Here is a 17,107-nt window from a genome sequence, read left to right as displayed (position 1 = left end):
CCCCGCTTCCCCCGATTCCGACCGCCGCCCGTAGGAGCCCCCGATGAACGCAGTCCTCATCGCCCTCCTGGTGCTGCCGCTGCTCGGCGCCGCGCTCACCCTGGCGCCGGTGTTCGGCCCGGAGCCGGCCGCCGCCGACCGGCGGGCGCTGCGGCTGAACAGCGTCGTCACCGGCGCGGTGTTCCTGCTCACCGTCGCCTTGGCGGCCGGTTTCGATCACGATGAGCCCGCCCGGATGCAGGCCACCACCGACGTGTCCTGGATCCCGGCCCTCAACGTGCGCCTGCACTTCGGCGTGGACGGCGTCTCGCTGCCGCTGATCGTGCTGACCGCACTGCTCACCTTCCTCTGCGCGCTGTACTCGGAGAAGCGGCTGCCGGGCGGGGACGCCCGGGGCGGAACCCCTGAGGGGCACCGTCCCTCGGCGAAGGCCTTCGTCGGGCTGTTCCTCCTCCTCGAGGTCGGCATGCTCGCCACCTTCGCGGTGCTGGACCTCCTGCTCTTCTTCCTGGCCTTCGAGATCGTGCTGATCCCGATGTACTTCCTGATCGCCCGCTGGGGGAGCGGCGCGAAGGCCCCCGCCGCCAACCGGTTCATCCTGTACACGCTGCTCGGTTCGGCCGTGATGCTGCTCGGCTTCCTGCTGATCGGCAGCAAGGCCGGCACCTTCGACATGCAGGCCCTGGCCGCCGCGCACGGCAGCGGACTGAGCCACACCACCCAGGTGATCGCCGCGCTGGCGATCATGGTCGGGCTCGCGGTCAAGGCCCCCGCCTGGCCGCTGCACAGCTGGCTCCCGGACGCGCACACCGCCGCCCCGACGGTGGGCTCGGTGCTGCTCGCCGGCGTGCTGCTGAAGATGGGCACGTACGGTCTGGTCCGCGTCCTCCTCCCGGTCGTGCCCGACGGCACCGCGACGCTCGCCCCCTACCTGGGCGCGTTCGCCGCCGTCGGCATCGTCTACGGATCACTGGCCTGTCTGGCACTGGCCCGCCCCGGCGCCAAGGGCGACCTCAAGCGCCTGATCGCGTACTCCTCCGTCGGCCACATGGGCTTCGTCCTGCTGGGCATCGCCTCCCTCACCCCGGTGGGCGTCAACGGCGCGCTGTTCGCCAACATCGCCCACGGCCTGATCACCGGTCTGCTGTTCTTCGTCGTCGGCGCCCTCAAGGACCGCTACGGCACGGCGGACCTCGACACCCTCGCCGGCGCCACCGGGGCCGCGCTGTACGGCCGGGCCCCGCGAATCGGCGCACTGCTCGCCTTCGCCGCCGTCGCCAGCCTCGGCCTGCCCGGCCTGGCCGGCTTCTGGGGCGAGCTGCTCGCCATGTTCGGCGCGTTCGACCCGGCGGACGGCCTGTCGCGCCCCGCCTTCGTCACCTACATGGTCCTGGCCGGTCTCGGCACCCTCCTCACCGCCGCCTACCTGCTGATCGTGGTCAAGCGCGTCTGCATGGGCGACCCCAAGCAGCCCGCCCCGGTGGACGGGCTCGCCGACCTGCGCCCGTACGAGGCCGTCAGCTGGACGCCGCTGGCCGCCCTCACCCTGCTCGCCGGCCTCTGGCCCGCGCTCCTGCTCGGACTCTCCGATCCCGCCGTCAAGCACCTCCTCGGGGGTGGCTGACCGTGCTCGGAGCCCAGATCGCCGCACTCGGACCTCACTCCACGGGGCAGCACACTGTGACCTCCCTCGCCGTAGCCAACCCGGGCAGCCTGATCCAGTCCGTGGACTGGGTGGCGATCGCGCCCCCGCTGATCGCCGCGGTGGCCGCCCTCGCCGTCCTGGTCACCGACCTGTTCCTGGCCGAGCGGCACCGGAAGTGGCTCGGCCGGCTCACCGCGGCCGGACTCGCCCTCGCCCTCATCGCGCTCCTCCCCCTCACCGGGGGATCACCCCGGGCGACCTTCTGCGTGCAGAACGTAGCAGGAGCCACTGACAACGCAGGCTGCTCGTACGTCGCCGACCACTTCGCCCTGGTGTTCCAGCTGCTCGTCCTCGGCGGCGCGCTGATCGCGGCGCTGCTCTCCGCGCACACCGTCGAGGACGAGAAGCTGCCCGGCGGCGAGTACTGGTTCCTGCTGCTCTCCAGCGCCACCGGCGCCGCCCTGCTGCCCGCCTCCCGCGACCTCGCCACCATGGTGATCGCCCTGGAGGTCGCCTCGCTGCCCGCCTTCGCCCTGGTGGCGCTGCGCCGGGACGGCCGGGGCGCCGAGGCCGCGCTCAAGTTCTTCGTCTCCTCCGTCACCGCCACCGCCGTGATGCTGCTCGGCATCGGCTTCGTCTACGCGGCCAGTGGCAGCCTGCACCTCGGCGCCGTCGCGCAGGGCCTGGAGCACGCCCCCGGACAGCTCAAGCCGCTGGCCGAGGCGGGCGCCGTGCTGACCCTGGTCGGGTTCGCCTTCAAGGTCGCCGCCGTCCCGTTCCACTTCTGGGTGCCCGACACCTACACCGGAGCCCCGCTGCCGGTGGCCGGCTACCTCTCGGTGGTCGGCAAGGCGGCCGGCCTGTCCGGCCTCGCGCTCGCCACCACCATCGCGTTCCGCCCGTACGCGCACACCTGGGGCCTGGCGCTCGCCGTGCTGGCCGCCGTCACCATGACGGTGGGCAACGTCGGCGCGCTGCGCCAGCGCTTCGACACCCGGTACAGCGCGGTGCGGCTGCTCGCCTGGTCCTCCGTCGGCCAGGCCGGCTACCTGCTGGTGCCGCTCGCCGCCGCCGGCTACGCGCCCACCGGGGTCGACCCGCTGGGCGCCACCGCCGCGTACGCGCTGATCTACGGCGTGGTGAACCTCGGCGCGTTCGGCGTGGTCGCGGCGGTCGGCCGCCGGGCCGGGACGAGCGTGGACGACTTCCGCGGCCTGTTCGCCCGGCGCCGCTGGACGGCCCTCGCGCTCGCCTTCTTCCTGCTCTGCCTGGCCGGGCTGCCGCCGGGCGTGATCGGCCTGTTCGGCAAGGTCGTGGTGTTCCGGGCGGCCGTCGATGCCGGGCTGGGCTGGCTGGCGGTCGTGATGGCCGTCAACGTGGTCGTCGCGCTGTACTACTACCTGCTCTGGACGGCCCGGCTGTTCGCCCCCGCGCCGGACACCGAGCCGGTGGGTGAGGCCGAGGCCGAACGCCGGCTGCCGGCCGGCCTGACCGCCACGCTGGGGCTCACCGCCTCGGTGGCCGTGGTCCTGTCGTTCGCCCCGCAGCTGGTCCTCCAGGTCGCCGGCGGCAGCCTGTTCTGAGCCCGCCGGGGCCGCCCGTGACGGGGGCCGGGCGGGCGCGGGGGCGGCGGGGTGCCGAGGCACCGGTGTCGCGGCGGTGTCGCGCCCGTCACAAGGGAACAAGGCCCGGGCCCCCACCCGTTGACCGGGCAAGAGGGACGAGGCAGAAAGGGCTTCCCCACCGCACCATTGGAGGGCCTGACGTGCATCGCCGGCACAACGGACTGAGGACCGCCGTCCTGATCGGCGGACTCTCGGCGCTCATCTTGGTGATCGGCAGTCTCTTCGGCCGGACCGGCTTCGTGATCGCCCTGCTGGTCGCCCTCGGGACCAACGCCTACGCCTACTGGAACAGCGACAAGCTCGCCCTGCGGGCCATGCGGGCCCGGCCGGTCAGCGAGATCGAGGCGCCGCAGCTGTACCGGATCGTCCGCGAGCTCTCCACCGCGGCCCGCCAGCCGATGCCCCGCCTCTACATCTCCCCGACCCCCGCCCCGAACGCCTTCGCCACCGGCCGGAACCCGCGCAACGCGGCCGTCTGCTGCACCGACGGCATCCTGCAGCTGCTGGACGAACGCGAGCTGCGGGGCGTGCTCGGGCACGAGCTGAGCCACGTCTACAACCGGGACATCCTGATCTCCTCGGTCGCCGGGGCGCTCGCCTCGGTGGTGATGTTCCTGGTGAACTTCGCCTGGCTGATCCCCTTCGGCCGCGGCGACGACGACGACGGGCCGGGCCTCTTCGGGATGCTGGCCATCATGATCCTCGGCCCGCTCGCCGCCGGGCTCATCCAGCTGGCGGTCAGCCGCTCCCGCGAGTACCAGGCCGACGCCGACGGCGCCCGGATCACCGGCGACCCGCTCGCCCTGGCCAGTGCCCTGCGCAAGCTCGAAGCCGGCACCCGCCGGCTGCCCCTCCGCCCGGAGCCGCAGCTCCAGACCGCCAGCCACATGATGATCGCCAGCCCGTTCCGTCCGGGCGAGGCCGGCGCGAAGCTCTTCTCCACCCACCCGCCGATGGCGGAGCGCATCGCCCGGCTGGAGCGCATGGCGGGCTACCGGCACTGAGGTCCCGCCGTCCTGGCGGCGGTGGCGGCTCCGTCAGCCGACCACCTCCTCGTAGGCGCGCCGGAGGCGGCGGACGCCCTCGGGCAGGCGGGTGGGGGTGTCGACCGCGGCGTAGCTGAGGCGGAGGTGGGGGGCCGGGGGCTCGGCCGGGTGGTACGGGCGCCCGGGGGTGACCAGGACGCCGGCGCGCAGGGCGGCCGCGGCGAGGGCCGCGTCGTCGGTGCCGTCGGGCAGCCGCAGCCAGAGGTGGTAGCCGCCGGGGCGGTAGGCGCCGAGCAGGCCGGGCAATTCGTGGTGCAGGGCGGCGACGGTGGTGGTGCGGCGGTCCCGCAGTTCGGCGGCGAGGGTGCGCAGGTGGCGGGCCCAGCCCGGGTCGCCGACCAGTTCGAGGGTGGCCTCCTGGAGCGGCCGGGGCACGAAGAAGCTGTCCACCACCTGGGTCGCCCGGAGTCGTTGCAGGGCCGGGCCGCGGGCGGTGAGGGCGCCGACCCGCAGGTTGGGCGAGGTGGGCTTGGTCAGCGAGCGCAGGTGCACCACGACCCCGTCCGGGTCGTCGGCGGCGAGCGGGCGCGGCAGTGCGGGGGCGTCGGCGTGGGCGAGTCGGCGGGCGAAGTCGTCCTCGACGACGAAGGCGCCCGCCGCCCGGGCGATCCGCAGCACCTCGGTGCGGCGCGCGGGGGAGAGCACCGCGCCGGTGGGGTTCTGGAACAGCGGCTGGCAGACGAAGGCCCGGGCGCGGGTGGCGTCGAAGGCGGCGGCCAGCAGGTCGGTGCGGACGCCGTCCGCGTCGACCGGGACGGGGACGGGCCGCAGCCCGGCGGCCCGGGCGACGGCGAGGGTGCCGGGGTAGGTCGGGGACTCCACCAGGACCGGGCTGCCGGGGGCGACCAGCGCGCGCAGCGCGATGGTGAGCCCGCTCTGCCCGCCGGCGGTGATCAGGACGTCGCCGGCGCCGAGCGGCCCGCTGTTGCCGCCGATGTCGCGGGCGAACCAGCCGCGCAGCTCGGTGAGGCCGTCGGCGGGCGGGCGGTCCCAGGCGCCGGGGCGCCGGCCGGCCCGGGCGAGGGCGGCGGCGAGCAGCCGCTCGGGCAGCAGGGAGGCGTGCGGGTAACCGCCGTTGAGGTCGACGACGTCGGGCGGCGGCACGTTCAGGATGCCGAACAGCGGGTCGGCGGCGAGGTCGCGGGGGCCGGAGTCGGCGCTCAGCGCGATCTCCTGCCAGGAGAGGTCGCCGGGTCGGGCGGCGGACGTGGCGGCGGGCGAGCCGCCGGTGAAGGCCGAGGCCCGGAACACCCCGGCGCCCGGCCGGGAGACCACCAGTCCCTCGGCGGCGAGCAGCGCGATGGCCCGGGAGACCGTCACCGGGCTGACCTGGTGGCGTTCCACCAGGGCCCGGCTGGACGGCAGCTTTCGTCCTTCCGGGTAGCGCTCGACCTCCGGTCGCAACCTGTCGGCGAGTTCGGCCCCACTGCTACGCTCGTTCATGACGGCACAAGATAGCGCTACCCGCCCGATGGCGATAGCACCGCAGAGCCCCGCCTCCGGTACCGCCCTGGCCGCCCTCGGGGTGGCCGCCTTCTCGCTCAGCTTCCCCGCCACCGCGTGGGCCCTGACCGGCTTCGGCCCGTGGACCGCGACCGGGCTGCGCGGCGCCGTGGCCGGCCTGCTCGCCGCGCTCTACCTGGCCGCCGCCCGCGCGCCGCTGCCGCCCCGGCGGCACTGGCCGGCCCTGCTGGTGGTGTCGGGGGGCTGCGTCCTGGGCTTCCCGCTGCTGACCACGCTCGCCCTGCGGACCTCCTCGACGGCCCACTCCGCGGTGGTCATCGGCGTCCTGCCGCTGGCCACCGCGGTGTTCGCGGCGCTGCGGACCGGGCGCCGGCCGTCCCGGGCGTTCTGGGCGGCGGCGCTGGCCGGGGCGGTGGCGGTGCTCGTCTTCACCCTGCTGCAGAGCCACGGCCGGCCGACCGTCGCCGACCTCCACCTGTTCGTGGCGCTGCTGGTCTGCGCGGCCGGGTACGCGGAGGGCGGACGGCTCTCCCGCGACCTGCCGGGCGCCCAGGTGATCGCCTGGGCGGTGGTGGCCGCGCTGCCGGTGACACTGCTGACCACCGCGCTCGCCCTTCCCGCCGAGCCGGTCCACCTCGGGGCGAAGGCGCTGGCCGGGCTGGCGTACACGGCGGCGGTGTCGCAGCTCGGCGGCTTCGTGCTCTGGTACCGGGGGATGGCGGCGATCGGGGTGCCGCGGGCCAGCCAACTGCAGCTCGCGCAGCCGCTGTTGACGCTGGTCTGGTCGGTGCTGCTGCTGGGCGAGGACCTGCCGACGGCGGCTCCGGTCACGGCCGGGGTGGTGCTGGTCTGCATCGCCGTCACGCAGCGCGCCCGTACCTGAGGCGGGTACGGGCGCGCGGACCACCGGGTCGTCAGGACGGGGCGCCCGCCCCGGGGCGGTAGACGCAGAGCGCACAGATGATGAAGATGTCCAGCGCGATCACCACGAGCGACCAGAACGGGTAGTACGGCAGCGCCAGGAAGCTCTCGAGGGCGCTCAGTGCGGTGAGGAAGATGCCGGCGAAGCGGGCCCAGGCGGCACCCTTGAGGAGGAATGCGCCGACCACCGCGACCAGGACGCCGATGATGATGTGGATCCAGCCCCAGCCGGTGAGATCGAACCGGAAGACGTAGCGGGGGGTGTGGACGAAGAGGTCGTCGTCGGAGACCGCCATGATGCCCCGGAAGACCTCCATGATGCCGTTCATCAGCATCAGCACGCCCGCGAACATCACCAGGCCGGGGGCCCAGTCGCTGAACTCGTTGCCCGGCGTCGGCCGCGGTGTGCCGGAGCCGGTGCGCCAGGGCTGCTCGGGGTTGGACGACGGGCTGGTCATGGGCTCCTCCAAGGGCCGAACGGGCCCAGGGGAGGACCGTACGGACTTCGACCGTCCGTCGGGCCGGGGCGCCGGGCAACCGGGTAGGGGCCGTTCGAGTGACGCGTCGTGCGCGGCCCCGGGCTGCCCCGGGTGGCGACTGGTAGTGGTTGTCCGACTACTGTCCGGCCCCGGTCCGGCCCCGAGCACGGAAGGCGCGCTGCGTGACTCTTCTGCCGAAGGACGTCGTCGAGCAGGCCCCGCACCCGTCGCGCGCCCCCCGGCTGGAGCACTGGTTCACCGCCCGGCGCCGCCGCCGAGGCCGGGCGCTGGTGGGCTGGCTGACCACCACGGACCACAAGCGCATCGGCACCCTCTATATGACCACCGCCTTCCTGTTCTTCCTGGCCGGCGGCCTGATGGCGATGCTGATGCGCCTCGAACTGGCGCGCCCCGGAATGCAGTTGCTCGACAACCAGCAGTTCAACCAGCTGTTCACCATGCACGGCACGATCATGCTGCTGATGTTCGCCACCCCGCTGTTCGCCGGCTTCGCCAACTGGATCATGCCGCTGCAGATCGGCGCGCCCGATGTGGCCTTCCCGCGGCTGAACGCGCTCGCCTACTGGCTCTACCTGTTCGGCTCGCTGATCGCCGTGTTCGGCTTCCTGACCCCGGGCGGCGCCGCCGACTTCGGCTGGTTCGCCTACGCGCCGCTGAACAGCGCCGAGCACAGCCCCGGCCTCGGCGCGGACCTGTGGATCATGGGACTGGCCTTCTCCGGCTTCGGCACGATCCTGGGCTCGGTCAACTTCATCACCACGATCGTCTGCCTCCGGGCGCCCGGCATGACGCTGTTCCGGCTGCCGATCTTCGTCTGGAACATCCTGCTCACCGCCGTGCTGGTGCTGTTCGCCTTCCCGGTGCTCGCCGCCGCCCTGCTCTGCCTGGAGTCGGACCGCAAGTTCGGCTCGCACGTCTTCGACGCGGCCAACGGCGGGGCGCTGCTGTGGCAGCACCTGTTCTGGTTCTTCGGCCACCCGGAGGTGTACATCATCGCGCTGCCGTTCTTCGGCATCGTCACCGAGATCATCCCGGTGTTCAGCCGCAAACCGGTCTTCGGCTACTCCGGCCTGATCGGCGCGACCATCGCCATCACCGGGCTGTCGATCACGGTCTGGGCGCACCACATGTTCGTCACCGGACAGGTGCTGCTGCCGTTCTTCTCGATCATGACGATGCTGATCGCGGTGCCGACCGGGGTGAAGTTCTTCAACTGGATCGGCACCATGTGGCACGGATCGCTGAGCTTCGAGACGCCGATGCTGTGGACGGTCGGCTTCCTGGTCACCTTCCTGTTCGGCGGCCTCACCGGGGTGCTGCTGGCCTCGCCGCCGGTCGACTTCCACGTCTCCGACTCGTACTTCGTCGTCGCGCACTTCCACTACGTGGTCTTCGGCACCGTCGTCTTCGCGATGTTCGCCGGATTCCACTTCTGGTGGCCCAAGTTCACCGGGCGGATGCTGGACGAGCGGCTCGGGCGGATCCACTTCTGGACCCTCTTCGCCGGCTTCCACGCGACCTTCCTGGTGCAGCACTGGCTCGGCGCCGAGGGCATGCCGCGCCGGTACGCGGACTACCTCGCCTCGGACGGCTTCACCACGCTCAACACCGTCTCCAGCATCGGCTCCCTGCTGCTCGGCGCCTCCACCCTGCCGTTCCTCTACAACGTCTGGAACACCGCCCGCTACGGGGAGAAGGTGACCGTCGACGACCCGTGGGGGTACGGACGGTCGCTGGAGTGGGCCACCTCCTGCCCGCCGCCGCGGCACAACTTCGTCCGGCTGCCGAGGATCCGCTCCGAGTCCCCGGCCTTCGACCTGCACCACCCCGACATCGCCGAGCTCGACCGGCGGCAGAACGCGCGGGAACCGCTGCGCTGAGCGGGGGCGGGGCTTGCAGGGGTCGGGCGGTCGGCGGCGGAAAGCCCGGGCAGGCGTGCGCGGACCGGTTCGTGCGGGGCTTCCGCTCGTTAGGATGAACGCGTGCCCCGCCGGCTCCGGGGCGCGGCATCCGGAGGGAGTGGGCCGTCATGGCAGACGAGAGGCACGCCCCGGCGGCCGTGGAGGCGCCCGCCCGACGGCGTGGCCAGGGGGAGTTGGAGGCGCAGGTGCTGGCGGTGCTCCAACAGGCGCCCGGCCCGGCCACCGCGGGGTGGGTCCAGGAGCGCCTGGAGGGCGATCTGGCGTACACCACGGTGATGACCATCCTGTCCCGGCTGCACGCCAAGAACGCCGTCTCGCGGAGCCGTTCGGGACGCTCCTACCTGTGGCAGGCCTCCTCCGACGCGGCCGGGCTGGCGGCCCTGCGGATGCGCCGGATGCTCGACGGGGAAGCGGACCGGGACGCCGTCCTGGCCAGCTTCGTGACCGCGCTGCTCCCGCATGACGAGGACCTGCTACGGGCGCTGCTCGACGCCGCGTCCGCCGATCCGGCAGCGGCCGACCGTGAGAGCTGACCCGTGGGCTTCTTCGTCTTCCTCCCGCTCATCCTGCCGCTGACCGCGGTACCGATCGCGCGCCTCACCGAGCAGCACCTGCACCCGCGCGGTGCGGCCCGGCTGATGACCGTGATCAGCGCGGTGATGGCGGTGTGCAGCGTGCTCTGCCTCGGGCTGATCGGCGTGGTGGGCACCGCGCAGATCCCCGGCAACCCGCTCCCGGACAGTTGGTCCGACCCGGAGGTGCGGGCCGCGCTGCCGTACCACGAGACGGTCGGGACGGCCGCGATGTGGCTGCTGGTCCTGGTGTCCGCGGCCTGCGCCCGGACGGTCGGCCGGCACCTGCGGGTGCGGTCCCGGGCCCGGCGGGCGCTGACCGGGCTGCCGGCGGGGCCCGGGCCGGCCGGCGACCTCGCGGTGCTGCCGGACCGCAGCCCGTACGCGTACGCGCTGCCCGGCTCGCCGGGTCGGGTGGTGGTCTCCACCGGGATGCTGGCCGGGCTGCCCGAGGACGAGCGCGAGGCGCTGCTCGCGCACGAGCGGGCGCACCTGCGCCACCGCCACCACCGGTACCTGCTGACCACCCAACTGGCCGCCTGCGTCAACCCGTTCCTGCGGCCGCTGCAGCACGCGGTGGCGTTCAGCGCGGAGCGGTGGGCGGACGAGGAGTCGGCCCAGGAGGTGGGGGACCGCCGGATCACCGCGCGGGCGGTGGCCCGGGCGGCCCTGGTGTCGCACGCGACCCCGCCCGGTTTCGCGGCCTTCGCCGCCCCGACGGCCACGCCCGGCCCGGTACCGCGCCGGGTCGCCGCGCTGCTCGGCCCGGTGCCGACTTCCCGAAACTGGCCCCCGGCGAAGACCCGGGCGGGTCTGGCCGCGATGGTCGCCGCGGCCGGTACGGCGGCGTCGGCGCTCTGCGCGCTCAACGCCGCCGTGGCCCTGCTGGTGGTGCTGAAGGCCGTCACCCCGTTGTAGGCCGTCACCTGTAGGCCGTCACCCCGTTGCAGGCCGTCACCCGCCGCCGGCCCGCCGCAGGGTCGCTACAGAGCCGTCACCCCGCTGTAGGCCGCCCGGCGGCGAGGGCGTCCAGGGCGGCCTCGGCGTCCGCCAGGGACTTCACGGCGAGCGGCTGCAGCCCGGCCAGGGCGGGGACGTCGTCGGCGCGGGTGAGCTCCGCCGCGACGATGTGCAGGCGCTCGGGCGGGACGCCGAGGTTGGTGAAGTAGGCCCGCAGGTAAGGGATCTGGAAGTCGAAACCCTCGCGCGGGGTGCCCGGCCCGTAGCCGCCGCCACGGGCGGCGGCGATCACCACCCGGGTGCGGCGCAGCAGGCTCTCGCCGGTGGCCGGGTCGGTGTAGCTGCCGGGGAAGCCGATCCGATCGATCCAGGCCTTGAGCGCGGCCGGGACGGCGAAGTTGTACATCGGCACGCCGAGCAGCACGGTGTCGGCGGCGAGCAGCCGGTTGATCAGCGGGTGGGTGAGGGACCACTCGCGTTCCTCGTCCGGGCCTTCGGCGAGGGCGGCGACGTCGGCGACCGGGACGGTCCCCTTGCGCTCGACGCGGCGGCCGAGGGCCGCGTACCCGGCACCGATCGGGGCGACGGGTTCGGCGATGAGGTCCCGGTGGACGTAGCGGCCGGCGGCGCCGTGCCGGGCACGCCAGGCGGCGGCGAACCGGGCGGTCAGCGCGCGGCTGACCGAGTCGCCGAGGCTGATGCTGGAGTCCAGGTGCAGCAGGGTGGTGGTGGTCACAGCGTTCTCCCGTCACTTCGGTGCTGGGCGGATCGTCAGCGGTGTGACGGGCCGGGCCGAGGAAAGGTGACCGATGGACCGGGACGAGGTGCTGGCGGCGAGGTTCGAGGCCGAGCGGGGGCGGCTGCGGGCGGTCGCCCAGCGGATGCTCGGGTCGACGGGCGAGGCGGAGGAGGCCGTCCAGGAGGCGTGGCTGCGGCTGCACCGGGCCGGGCCGGACGAGGTGGACAACCTGCCGGGCTGGCTGACCACGGTGGTCTCCCGGCTCTGCCTGGACGTGCTGCGGGCCCGCGCGGTGCGCCGCGAGGAGCCGGTCGGCGACGCGCTGCCGGATGCGGCGGGGGCCGCTGCCGCGGCGGGCGACGGGACGGTGGGCGAGGGGACGGACCCGGAGCGGGAGGCGCTGCTGGTCGAGTCGGTGGGCCGGGCGCTGCTGGTGGTGCTGGACCGGCTGGGGCCGGCCGAGCGGGTCGCCTTCGTGCTGCACGACGGCTTCGCGGTGCCGTTCGAGCAGATCGCGCCGATCGTCGGCCGGACCCCGGTGGCCGCCAAGAAGCTGGCCAGCCGGGCCCGGCAGCGGGTGCGGGGGACGGCCGCGCTGGCGCCGGAGCGCCTGGCCGGGCACCGGCGGGTGGTGGAGGCGTTCCTGGCCGCCGCCCGGGGCGGGGATCTGGACGCGCTGTTGGCGGTGCTGGCGCCGGACGTCGTGCGCCGGGCCGATCCGGCCGCGCTGCCGGCCGGTCGGTCCCTGGTGGCCCGGGGCGCGGCGACGGTGGCCCGGGAGACGACGGTGTTCGGCCGGCGGGCCCGGTTCGGCGCGGTGGCGCTGGTGGACGGGGTGCCGGGGATCGTGATCGCCCCGGGCGGGCGGTTGCGGCTGGTGCTGCGGGTGGCGGTGGCGGACGGCCGGGTGGCCGGCTACGAGGTGGTCGCCGACCCGGCCCGGCTGGCCGCCCTGGAGCTGGCCGTGCTGCCGGGGTGACCAGGGCGGGCCTCGCCGTCACCGACCTCGGGCCGCACCCGTCCAGCCGCTTCGTCGGGTACGTCACCACGCCCGGGCCGGCCGGGACGGCCGCCGTCCGGGCGCTGATCCGCGAACTGCGCGAGCTCCCGCTGCCGGACGGGCTGACGGCGGCCTGCCCGCTCGTCGGCCGCAGGGTGCGTCCCGACCGCCCGTCGGCCGCAGGGTGCGTCCCGACCGCCCGTCAGCCGTCGAGCGCGTCCCGGAGCCTGCGGAACTCGGCGGCCAGCGCGTCCAGCGTGTAGTGCGCGTTGAGCCCGCTCGGGTTGGGCAGCACCCACACCTCGGTCTCGCCGATGCCCTCCGGCTGGCGGCCGATCGCGGCCCGCCGCTGCCCGAAGGCCGTCCGGTAGGCGCCGATGCCGAGCACGGCCAGCACGCGCGGACGCAGCCGCAGCACGCGGTCGGTGAGCGCGGCGCCGCCCTCGCGCAGCTCCTCGCCGGTCAGCTCGTCGGCCTTGGCGGTGGCGCGCGCCGCGACGTTGGTGATGCCCAGGCCGAGCGCGGGCAGCTCGCCCTGCTCGTCCGGGCGCAACTGGCGCGCGGTGAAGCCGGAGCGGTGCAGGGCGGGCCAGAAGCGGTTGCCGGGGCGGGCGAAGTGGTGCCCGGTGGCGCCGGACCACAGGCCCGGGTTGATGCCGCAGAACAGCACCCGCAGCCCGGGCCCGGTGACGTCCGGGATGGTGGTGTCCTTGGCGGCCAGCAACTGCTCGGCGGTGGGCTTCACTGGGGGGTGGGGCTGAGTCGGCACTCGGCCAAGTCTGCCCTCCCCCGGGCGAGTCCGGTACGCCGGTCCCTCAGCAGGCGCAGGCCGAACACCACCACGGCCGCGTACGCCCAGCCCGCGAAGATGTCGACGATGAAGTGCTCGGCGCCGTACACCAGGGTGAACGCCATCGCGAGCGGATAGGCGACCAGCAGCGCCCGCAGCCAGGGGCGGGCCGTCGGCCAGAAGAAGAACAGCAGCATCGCCGGGTAGGCGGAGTGCAGCGAGGGCATCGCGGCGACGTCGTTGGCGAACTGGCTGCCGTTCTCGACCAGCGAGTCGGCCTGCGGCAGCCCGCTCGAGGAGATCACGTCCCACACCACCCGGGTGAGCCCCGGCAGGTGGCCCTCCTGGGCGACCAGCCACGGCGGGTCGGCGGGGTAGAGCAGGTACGTCGCGAAGCCCGCGAAGGTGAGCAACAGGTAGCAGGCGAGCAGTTGCCGGAACCGGTCGTGCCGGCGCCGCCAGAGCACCGCGAGCAGGACGAAGACCAGGAAGAAGTGCGAGAGGTAGACGGCGGCGGCCGCGTAGTCGTACCAGTGCGGCGAGCCGGGCGTCCACAGCGCGTGCTGGAGCCGGACGGTCCAGGTCTCGCCGAAGCCGAGCACCTCGTCGGCGCGCAGCTGCGGCAGCCAGTGCGGGGCCCACGGGGTGTGCGCGCCGTAGCCGCGCAGCAGCGAGTACGTCCAGACCGCGGCCATCACCGGCACCCAGTCGCGCAGGACCAGCAGGAAGCTGCGCCAGCCGTGCCCGCTGTGGACGGCGGCGGTCAGCAGCGCGCCGATCAGCCAGCAGAACACCACGTCGTTGGCGGACGGCAGGCCCTCGGCCCGCAGGTACCAGACGAAGCCGAGCAGGTAGAGCGGCCAGGCCAGCAACCGCAGTCCCGCCAGGGCGGGGTGTCGGCGGGGCGGGGTCACGGGTCGCAGTCGCCCGGCCCGCACGGGCGGTGGTGGGGCCGGGCGGAGCAGCTTGGTCATGCGCACTGAAACTAGCAAGACAAGCTTGGAGGACTCTGGGTGGACGGTGACCGGATCTTAAGAATTGCCCCGGCCGGCGGAAGCCCCGCCCGACCGGCCGGCGCAAGGCCCCGGCCGGTCGGGCGGGTGGTCGGTCGGGCGGTTCAGGAGACGATCCCCAGCTCGTGCGGGGTGTTGTTGAGCCGGCGTCCGCCGGTCGGGGTGACCGTGACGATGTCCTCGATCCGCACCCCGAAGCGGCCGGGCAGGTAGATGCCGGGCTCGATGGAGAAGCACATGCCGGGCACCAGCGGCCGCTCCTCGCCCTCGACCAGGTACGGCGGTTCGTGCGTGGTGATGCCGATGCCGTGGCCGGTGCGGTGGATGAAGTACTCGCCGTAGCCGGCCTCGGTGATCACCCGTCGGGCGATCCGGTCGATCTCCTGGCAGCTGATCCCGGGGCGGACCGCCTCGAACGCGGTCTGCTGGGCGAGCCGGACCACGTCGTGCACCTCCTGGACCTCCGCCGGCACCTCGGTGCCGACGTGCACGGTGCGGGTGGTGTCGGAGCCGTAGCCGTCCTTGAGGCCGCCGAAGTCCAGCACCACGGTGTCGCCCGGCTGGATCACCCGGTCGCTGGCCTCGTGGTGCGGGTTGGCGCCGTTCGGGCCGGAGCCGACCACGGTGAAGTCGACCTGGCTGTGCCCGTACTGGATGAGCAGCGCGCCGAGGTCGGCGGCGACGTCGGTCTCCCGGCGGCCGGCGAACCCGACCTCCAGGATGCCCCGGTAGGCGGCGTCCGCGGCGCCGCCGGCCGCGGCCAGCAGTTCCAGCTCGTCGGAGCCCTTGACCGCGCGCAGCATCGGCAGGGTCTCGGTGAGCGAGGTGAAGCCGGTGCCGGGCAGCGCCGCCTGGAGGCCGAGCAGGTGCATCGCCCAGGCGTTGTCGGAGATGCCGTACCGACCGGCCGGGTCGAGCAGCGGGCCGGCGGTGGCGTACGGGTCCTCGCCGTCGGACCAGTCGAGCAGGCACAGGGCCGGGGCGCCGGCCGCCTTCTCGGCGTCCGGGCGCTCCAGTTTGGGGACGACCAGCGCGGGTTCGCGCCCGGCGGTGAGCACCAGGGCGGTGAGCCGCTCGGTGATCGCGGTGGGCTGGTAACCGCACAGGTAGACCAGGTCGGGGCCGGGGGCGATGACCAGGCCGGTCAGCCCGGCTGCGGTCGCGTCGGCGGTGGCCCGGGCCATTCGGGCGGTGTAGTCCTCGGTGGTGAAGGGGCGAGGCACGGTGGGGTCCTCCTCAGGGCCGGACGGGTTAACGCTGAAACTCCATCATGTTCGGGCGGAGTTGGCGAAGTGCCGCAGGAACAGGGCCTCGACGTGGGCCATGTGCTCGATCTCGCCGGGGTCGACGCTCTCGTTCGGCGCGTGGATCAGGCAGCGCGGCTCCTCGACGCCCATCAGCACGATCTCCGCCGCCGGGAAGGCGGTGGCGAACACGTTGCAGAGCGGGATCGAGCCGCCCTGGCCGAGGAAGGAGATCGGCTTGCCGTAGACCTCCCGCATCGCCTTGTCGAGCGCGGCGTACGCGGGCCCGCCGGTCTCCGCGCGGAACGGCGCACCGGCGCTCTCCCGCTCGACCTCCACCAGCACGCCCCAGGGCGCGGCGGCCTCCAGGTGCGCGATCAGCGCGTCCTGGGCGGCGCGCGCCTCGGTGCCGGGCGGTACCCGTAGGCTCACCCGGGCCCGGGCGGTGGCCGGGACGGCGGCGGCGGAGCCGACCACGGGCGGGCAGTCGATGCCGAGGACGGTCACCGCCGGGCGGGCCCAGAGCCGGTCGGCGACCGTCCCGGAGCCGGTCAGCCGGACGTCGTCCAGCACACCGGCGTCGGCGCGGAACTGCGTCTCGTCGTAGCCGACGCCGCTCCAGGTGCCGGTGCAGTCCAGGCCGTCGATCCGGGTGCCGCCGACGGCGTCGCGCAGCGAGTCGAGCAGCCGGATCAGCGCGGCGAGCGCGTCCGGCGCGGGGCCGCCGAACATGCCGGAGTGCAGGTCGCCCTTGAGCGCCCTGACGGTGACCACCACGTTGGTGACCCCGCGCAGCGAGGTGGTGGCGGTGGGGACGCCGACGGCGGCGTTGCCGGTGTCGCAGACCAACAGGGCGTCCGCGTGCAACTCCCCGGCGTGCGGGGGCACGTACTCCTCCAGGCCGCCGGTGCCCTGCTCCTCGGAGCCCTCGACGACCAGTTTGAGGCCGACCGGGACGCCGTCGCCGAGCGCCCGCAGCGCGGTGAGGTGCATGACGATGTTGCCCTTGCAGTCGGCGGCACCGCGCCCGTACCAGCGGCCGTCCCGTTCGGTGAGTTCGAACGGCGGGGAGGCCCAGGCGGCGGCGTCGAGCGGGGGCTGGACGTCGTAGTGGCAGTAGAGCAGCACGGTCGGGGCGCCGGGCGGGGGCGGTCGGTGGCCGACCACGGCGTAGCTGCCGTCCGGGGTCTCCTCCAGGTGGACGTCGCGCAGGCTGGCCTCGGCGAAGGCGGCGGCGACCCACTCGGCGGCCTGGCGGCACTTCTCCGGCGGGTACTGGCGGGGGTCGGCGACGGACGGGATGGCCACCAGCTCGGCCAGGTCGGCCTTGGCGCGTGGCATCAACTCGGCTATTCGGTGAGCGAGTTCATCGGTCATCTGGGCTCCTGGGCGGGCGCCGGGTAGCGGGTCGAACCCAGCGCGGCGGACAGCTGCCCGGCCTTCTCGTCGGCCAGATCGGTGGCGTGCAGCTGGGCGAATCCCGGGTGGTCGGGCCGGCCTGGCCGCCCGGGGCACCGGGGCCGCTCTGGTCGCCAGGGCTTCTCGGGTCACCGGATCCGCCGGAACCGCCCGGGGCGCCGGCCTCGCCGGAACCGCCCGGGCCGCCGGCCTCGTCGGGGCCGCCCTGGCCGGGTGGGGGCGCGTCCGTGGAACCCATCTGTCCTCC

The 17,107-nt window shown here is 74.3% G+C and carries 16 protein-coding genes; 9 read left to right on the top strand and 7 right to left on the bottom strand.

All coding sequences use genetic code 11. The features are described from left to right. The first annotated feature begins 43 nt into the window (after positions 1-43). The 3 genes from P3T27_RS06925 (at position 44) to htpX (ending at position 4,274) form a co-directional block, all read left to right on the top strand. Positions 44-1,624, top strand: a complete 1,581-nt coding sequence (locus P3T27_RS06925; protein ID WP_280675320.1) for an NADH-quinone oxidoreductase subunit M — start codon at positions 44-46, stop codon at positions 1,622-1,624. A gap of 56 nt (positions 1,625-1,680) precedes the next feature. After that, positions 1,681-3,228 (top strand): NADH-quinone oxidoreductase subunit N, encoded by a 1,548-nt coding sequence (locus P3T27_RS06920; RefSeq protein WP_280675318.1) that lies wholly within the window; start codon positions 1,681-1,683, stop codon positions 3,226-3,228. A gap of 182 nt (positions 3,229-3,410) precedes the next feature. Continuing rightward, entirely contained in the window at positions 3,411-4,274 is an 864-nt protein-coding gene (gene htpX, locus P3T27_RS06915; protein WP_280675317.1) for a zinc metalloprotease HtpX, read from the top strand. A gap of 33 nt (positions 4,275-4,307) precedes the next feature. On the opposite strand, the gene P3T27_RS06910 is transcribed toward htpX, so the two are convergent. Further along, a complete protein-coding gene (locus P3T27_RS06910; RefSeq protein ID WP_280675315.1) occupies positions 4,308-5,759 on the bottom strand; it encodes a PLP-dependent aminotransferase family protein in 1,452 nt (483 codons plus the stop codon). Between the two features lie 28 nt (positions 5,760-5,787). Here P3T27_RS06910 and P3T27_RS06905 point away from each other — a divergent pair, with 28 nt between their 5' ends. Further along, positions 5,788-6,663, top strand: a complete 876-nt coding sequence (locus tag P3T27_RS06905; protein WP_280675313.1) for a DMT family transporter — start codon at positions 5,788-5,790, stop codon at positions 6,661-6,663. Positions 6,664-6,694: 31 nt separating this feature from the next. Here P3T27_RS06905 and P3T27_RS06900 read toward each other — a convergent pair whose 3' ends face one another. Beyond that, positions 6,695-7,159 carry a hypothetical protein gene (locus tag P3T27_RS06900; RefSeq protein WP_280675311.1) on the bottom strand — a complete coding sequence of 155 codons (465 nt, stop codon included), beginning with the start codon at positions 7,157-7,159 and terminating at the stop codon, positions 6,695-6,697. Positions 7,160-7,422: 263 nt separating this feature from the next. Between P3T27_RS06900 and ctaD the strand changes: the two genes are divergently transcribed. The 3 genes from ctaD (at position 7,423) to P3T27_RS06885 (ending at position 10,613) form a co-directional block, all read left to right on the top strand. Next, the gene (ctaD, locus tag P3T27_RS06895) at positions 7,423-9,081 is read left to right on the top strand and encodes a cytochrome c oxidase subunit I (RefSeq protein WP_280675779.1); all 1,659 of its coding nucleotides are present in this window, start codon (positions 7,423-7,425) and stop codon (positions 9,079-9,081) included. A gap of 149 nt (positions 9,082-9,230) precedes the next feature. Then, a complete protein-coding gene (locus tag P3T27_RS06890; protein WP_280675309.1) occupies positions 9,231-9,656 on the top strand; it encodes a BlaI/MecI/CopY family transcriptional regulator in 426 nt (141 codons plus the stop codon). 3 nt (positions 9,657-9,659) lie between these two features. Then, positions 9,660-10,613, top strand: a complete 954-nt coding sequence (locus P3T27_RS06885; RefSeq protein ID WP_280675307.1) for a M48 family metalloprotease — start codon at positions 9,660-9,662, stop codon at positions 10,611-10,613. 76 nt (positions 10,614-10,689) lie between these two features. Here the strand turns inward: P3T27_RS06885 and P3T27_RS06880 are convergent, their stop codons facing one another. After that, positions 10,690-11,391: an NAD(P)H-dependent oxidoreductase gene (locus tag P3T27_RS06880; RefSeq protein ID WP_280675305.1), complete on the bottom strand. Its 702-nt coding sequence runs from the start codon at positions 11,389-11,391 to the stop codon at positions 10,690-10,692. Between the two features lie 73 nt (positions 11,392-11,464). Here P3T27_RS06880 and P3T27_RS06875 point away from each other — a divergent pair, with 73 nt between their 5' ends. Next, positions 11,465-12,373 (top strand): sigma-70 family RNA polymerase sigma factor, encoded by a 909-nt coding sequence (locus tag P3T27_RS06875; protein ID WP_280675303.1) that lies wholly within the window; start codon positions 11,465-11,467, stop codon positions 12,371-12,373. After that, complete coding sequence (locus tag P3T27_RS06870; protein WP_280675301.1) at positions 12,370-12,657, top strand: hypothetical protein; 288 nt, start codon at positions 12,370-12,372, stop codon at positions 12,655-12,657. The genes P3T27_RS06875 and P3T27_RS06870 overlap by 4 nt, the downstream gene beginning before the upstream one ends. On the opposite strand, the gene mug is transcribed toward P3T27_RS06870, so the two are convergent. From mug to P3T27_RS06850, 4 genes are all read right to left on the bottom strand, one after another. Next, positions 12,597-13,163, bottom strand: coding sequence for a G/U mismatch-specific DNA glycosylase (gene mug, locus P3T27_RS06865; RefSeq protein WP_280675299.1), 567 nt, complete (start codon positions 13,161-13,163; stop codon positions 12,597-12,599). The two genes, P3T27_RS06870 and mug, sit on opposite strands and share 61 nt — an antisense overlap. Continuing rightward, entirely contained in the window at positions 13,136-14,158 is a 1,023-nt protein-coding gene (locus P3T27_RS06860) for a phosphatase PAP2 family protein (RefSeq protein ID WP_280675297.1), read from the bottom strand. The genes mug and P3T27_RS06860 overlap by 28 nt, the downstream gene beginning before the upstream one ends. A 143-nt stretch (positions 14,159-14,301) precedes the next feature. After that, positions 14,302-15,381 carry an aminopeptidase P family protein gene (locus tag P3T27_RS06855; protein WP_280675776.1) on the bottom strand — a complete coding sequence of 360 codons (1,080 nt, stop codon included), beginning with the start codon at positions 15,379-15,381 and terminating at the stop codon, positions 14,302-14,304. A gap of 84 nt (positions 15,382-15,465) precedes the next feature. After that, entirely contained in the window at positions 15,466-16,818 is a 1,353-nt protein-coding gene (locus P3T27_RS06850; protein WP_280675295.1) for a dipeptidase, read from the bottom strand. Between the last annotated feature and the right edge of the window lie 289 nt (positions 16,819-17,107).

Source organism: Kitasatospora sp. MAA19, assembly GCF_029894125.1.
GTDB lineage: Bacteria > Actinomycetota > Actinomycetes > Streptomycetales > Streptomycetaceae > Kitasatospora.
This window is presented reverse-complemented; position numbering and strand designations above follow the sequence as displayed.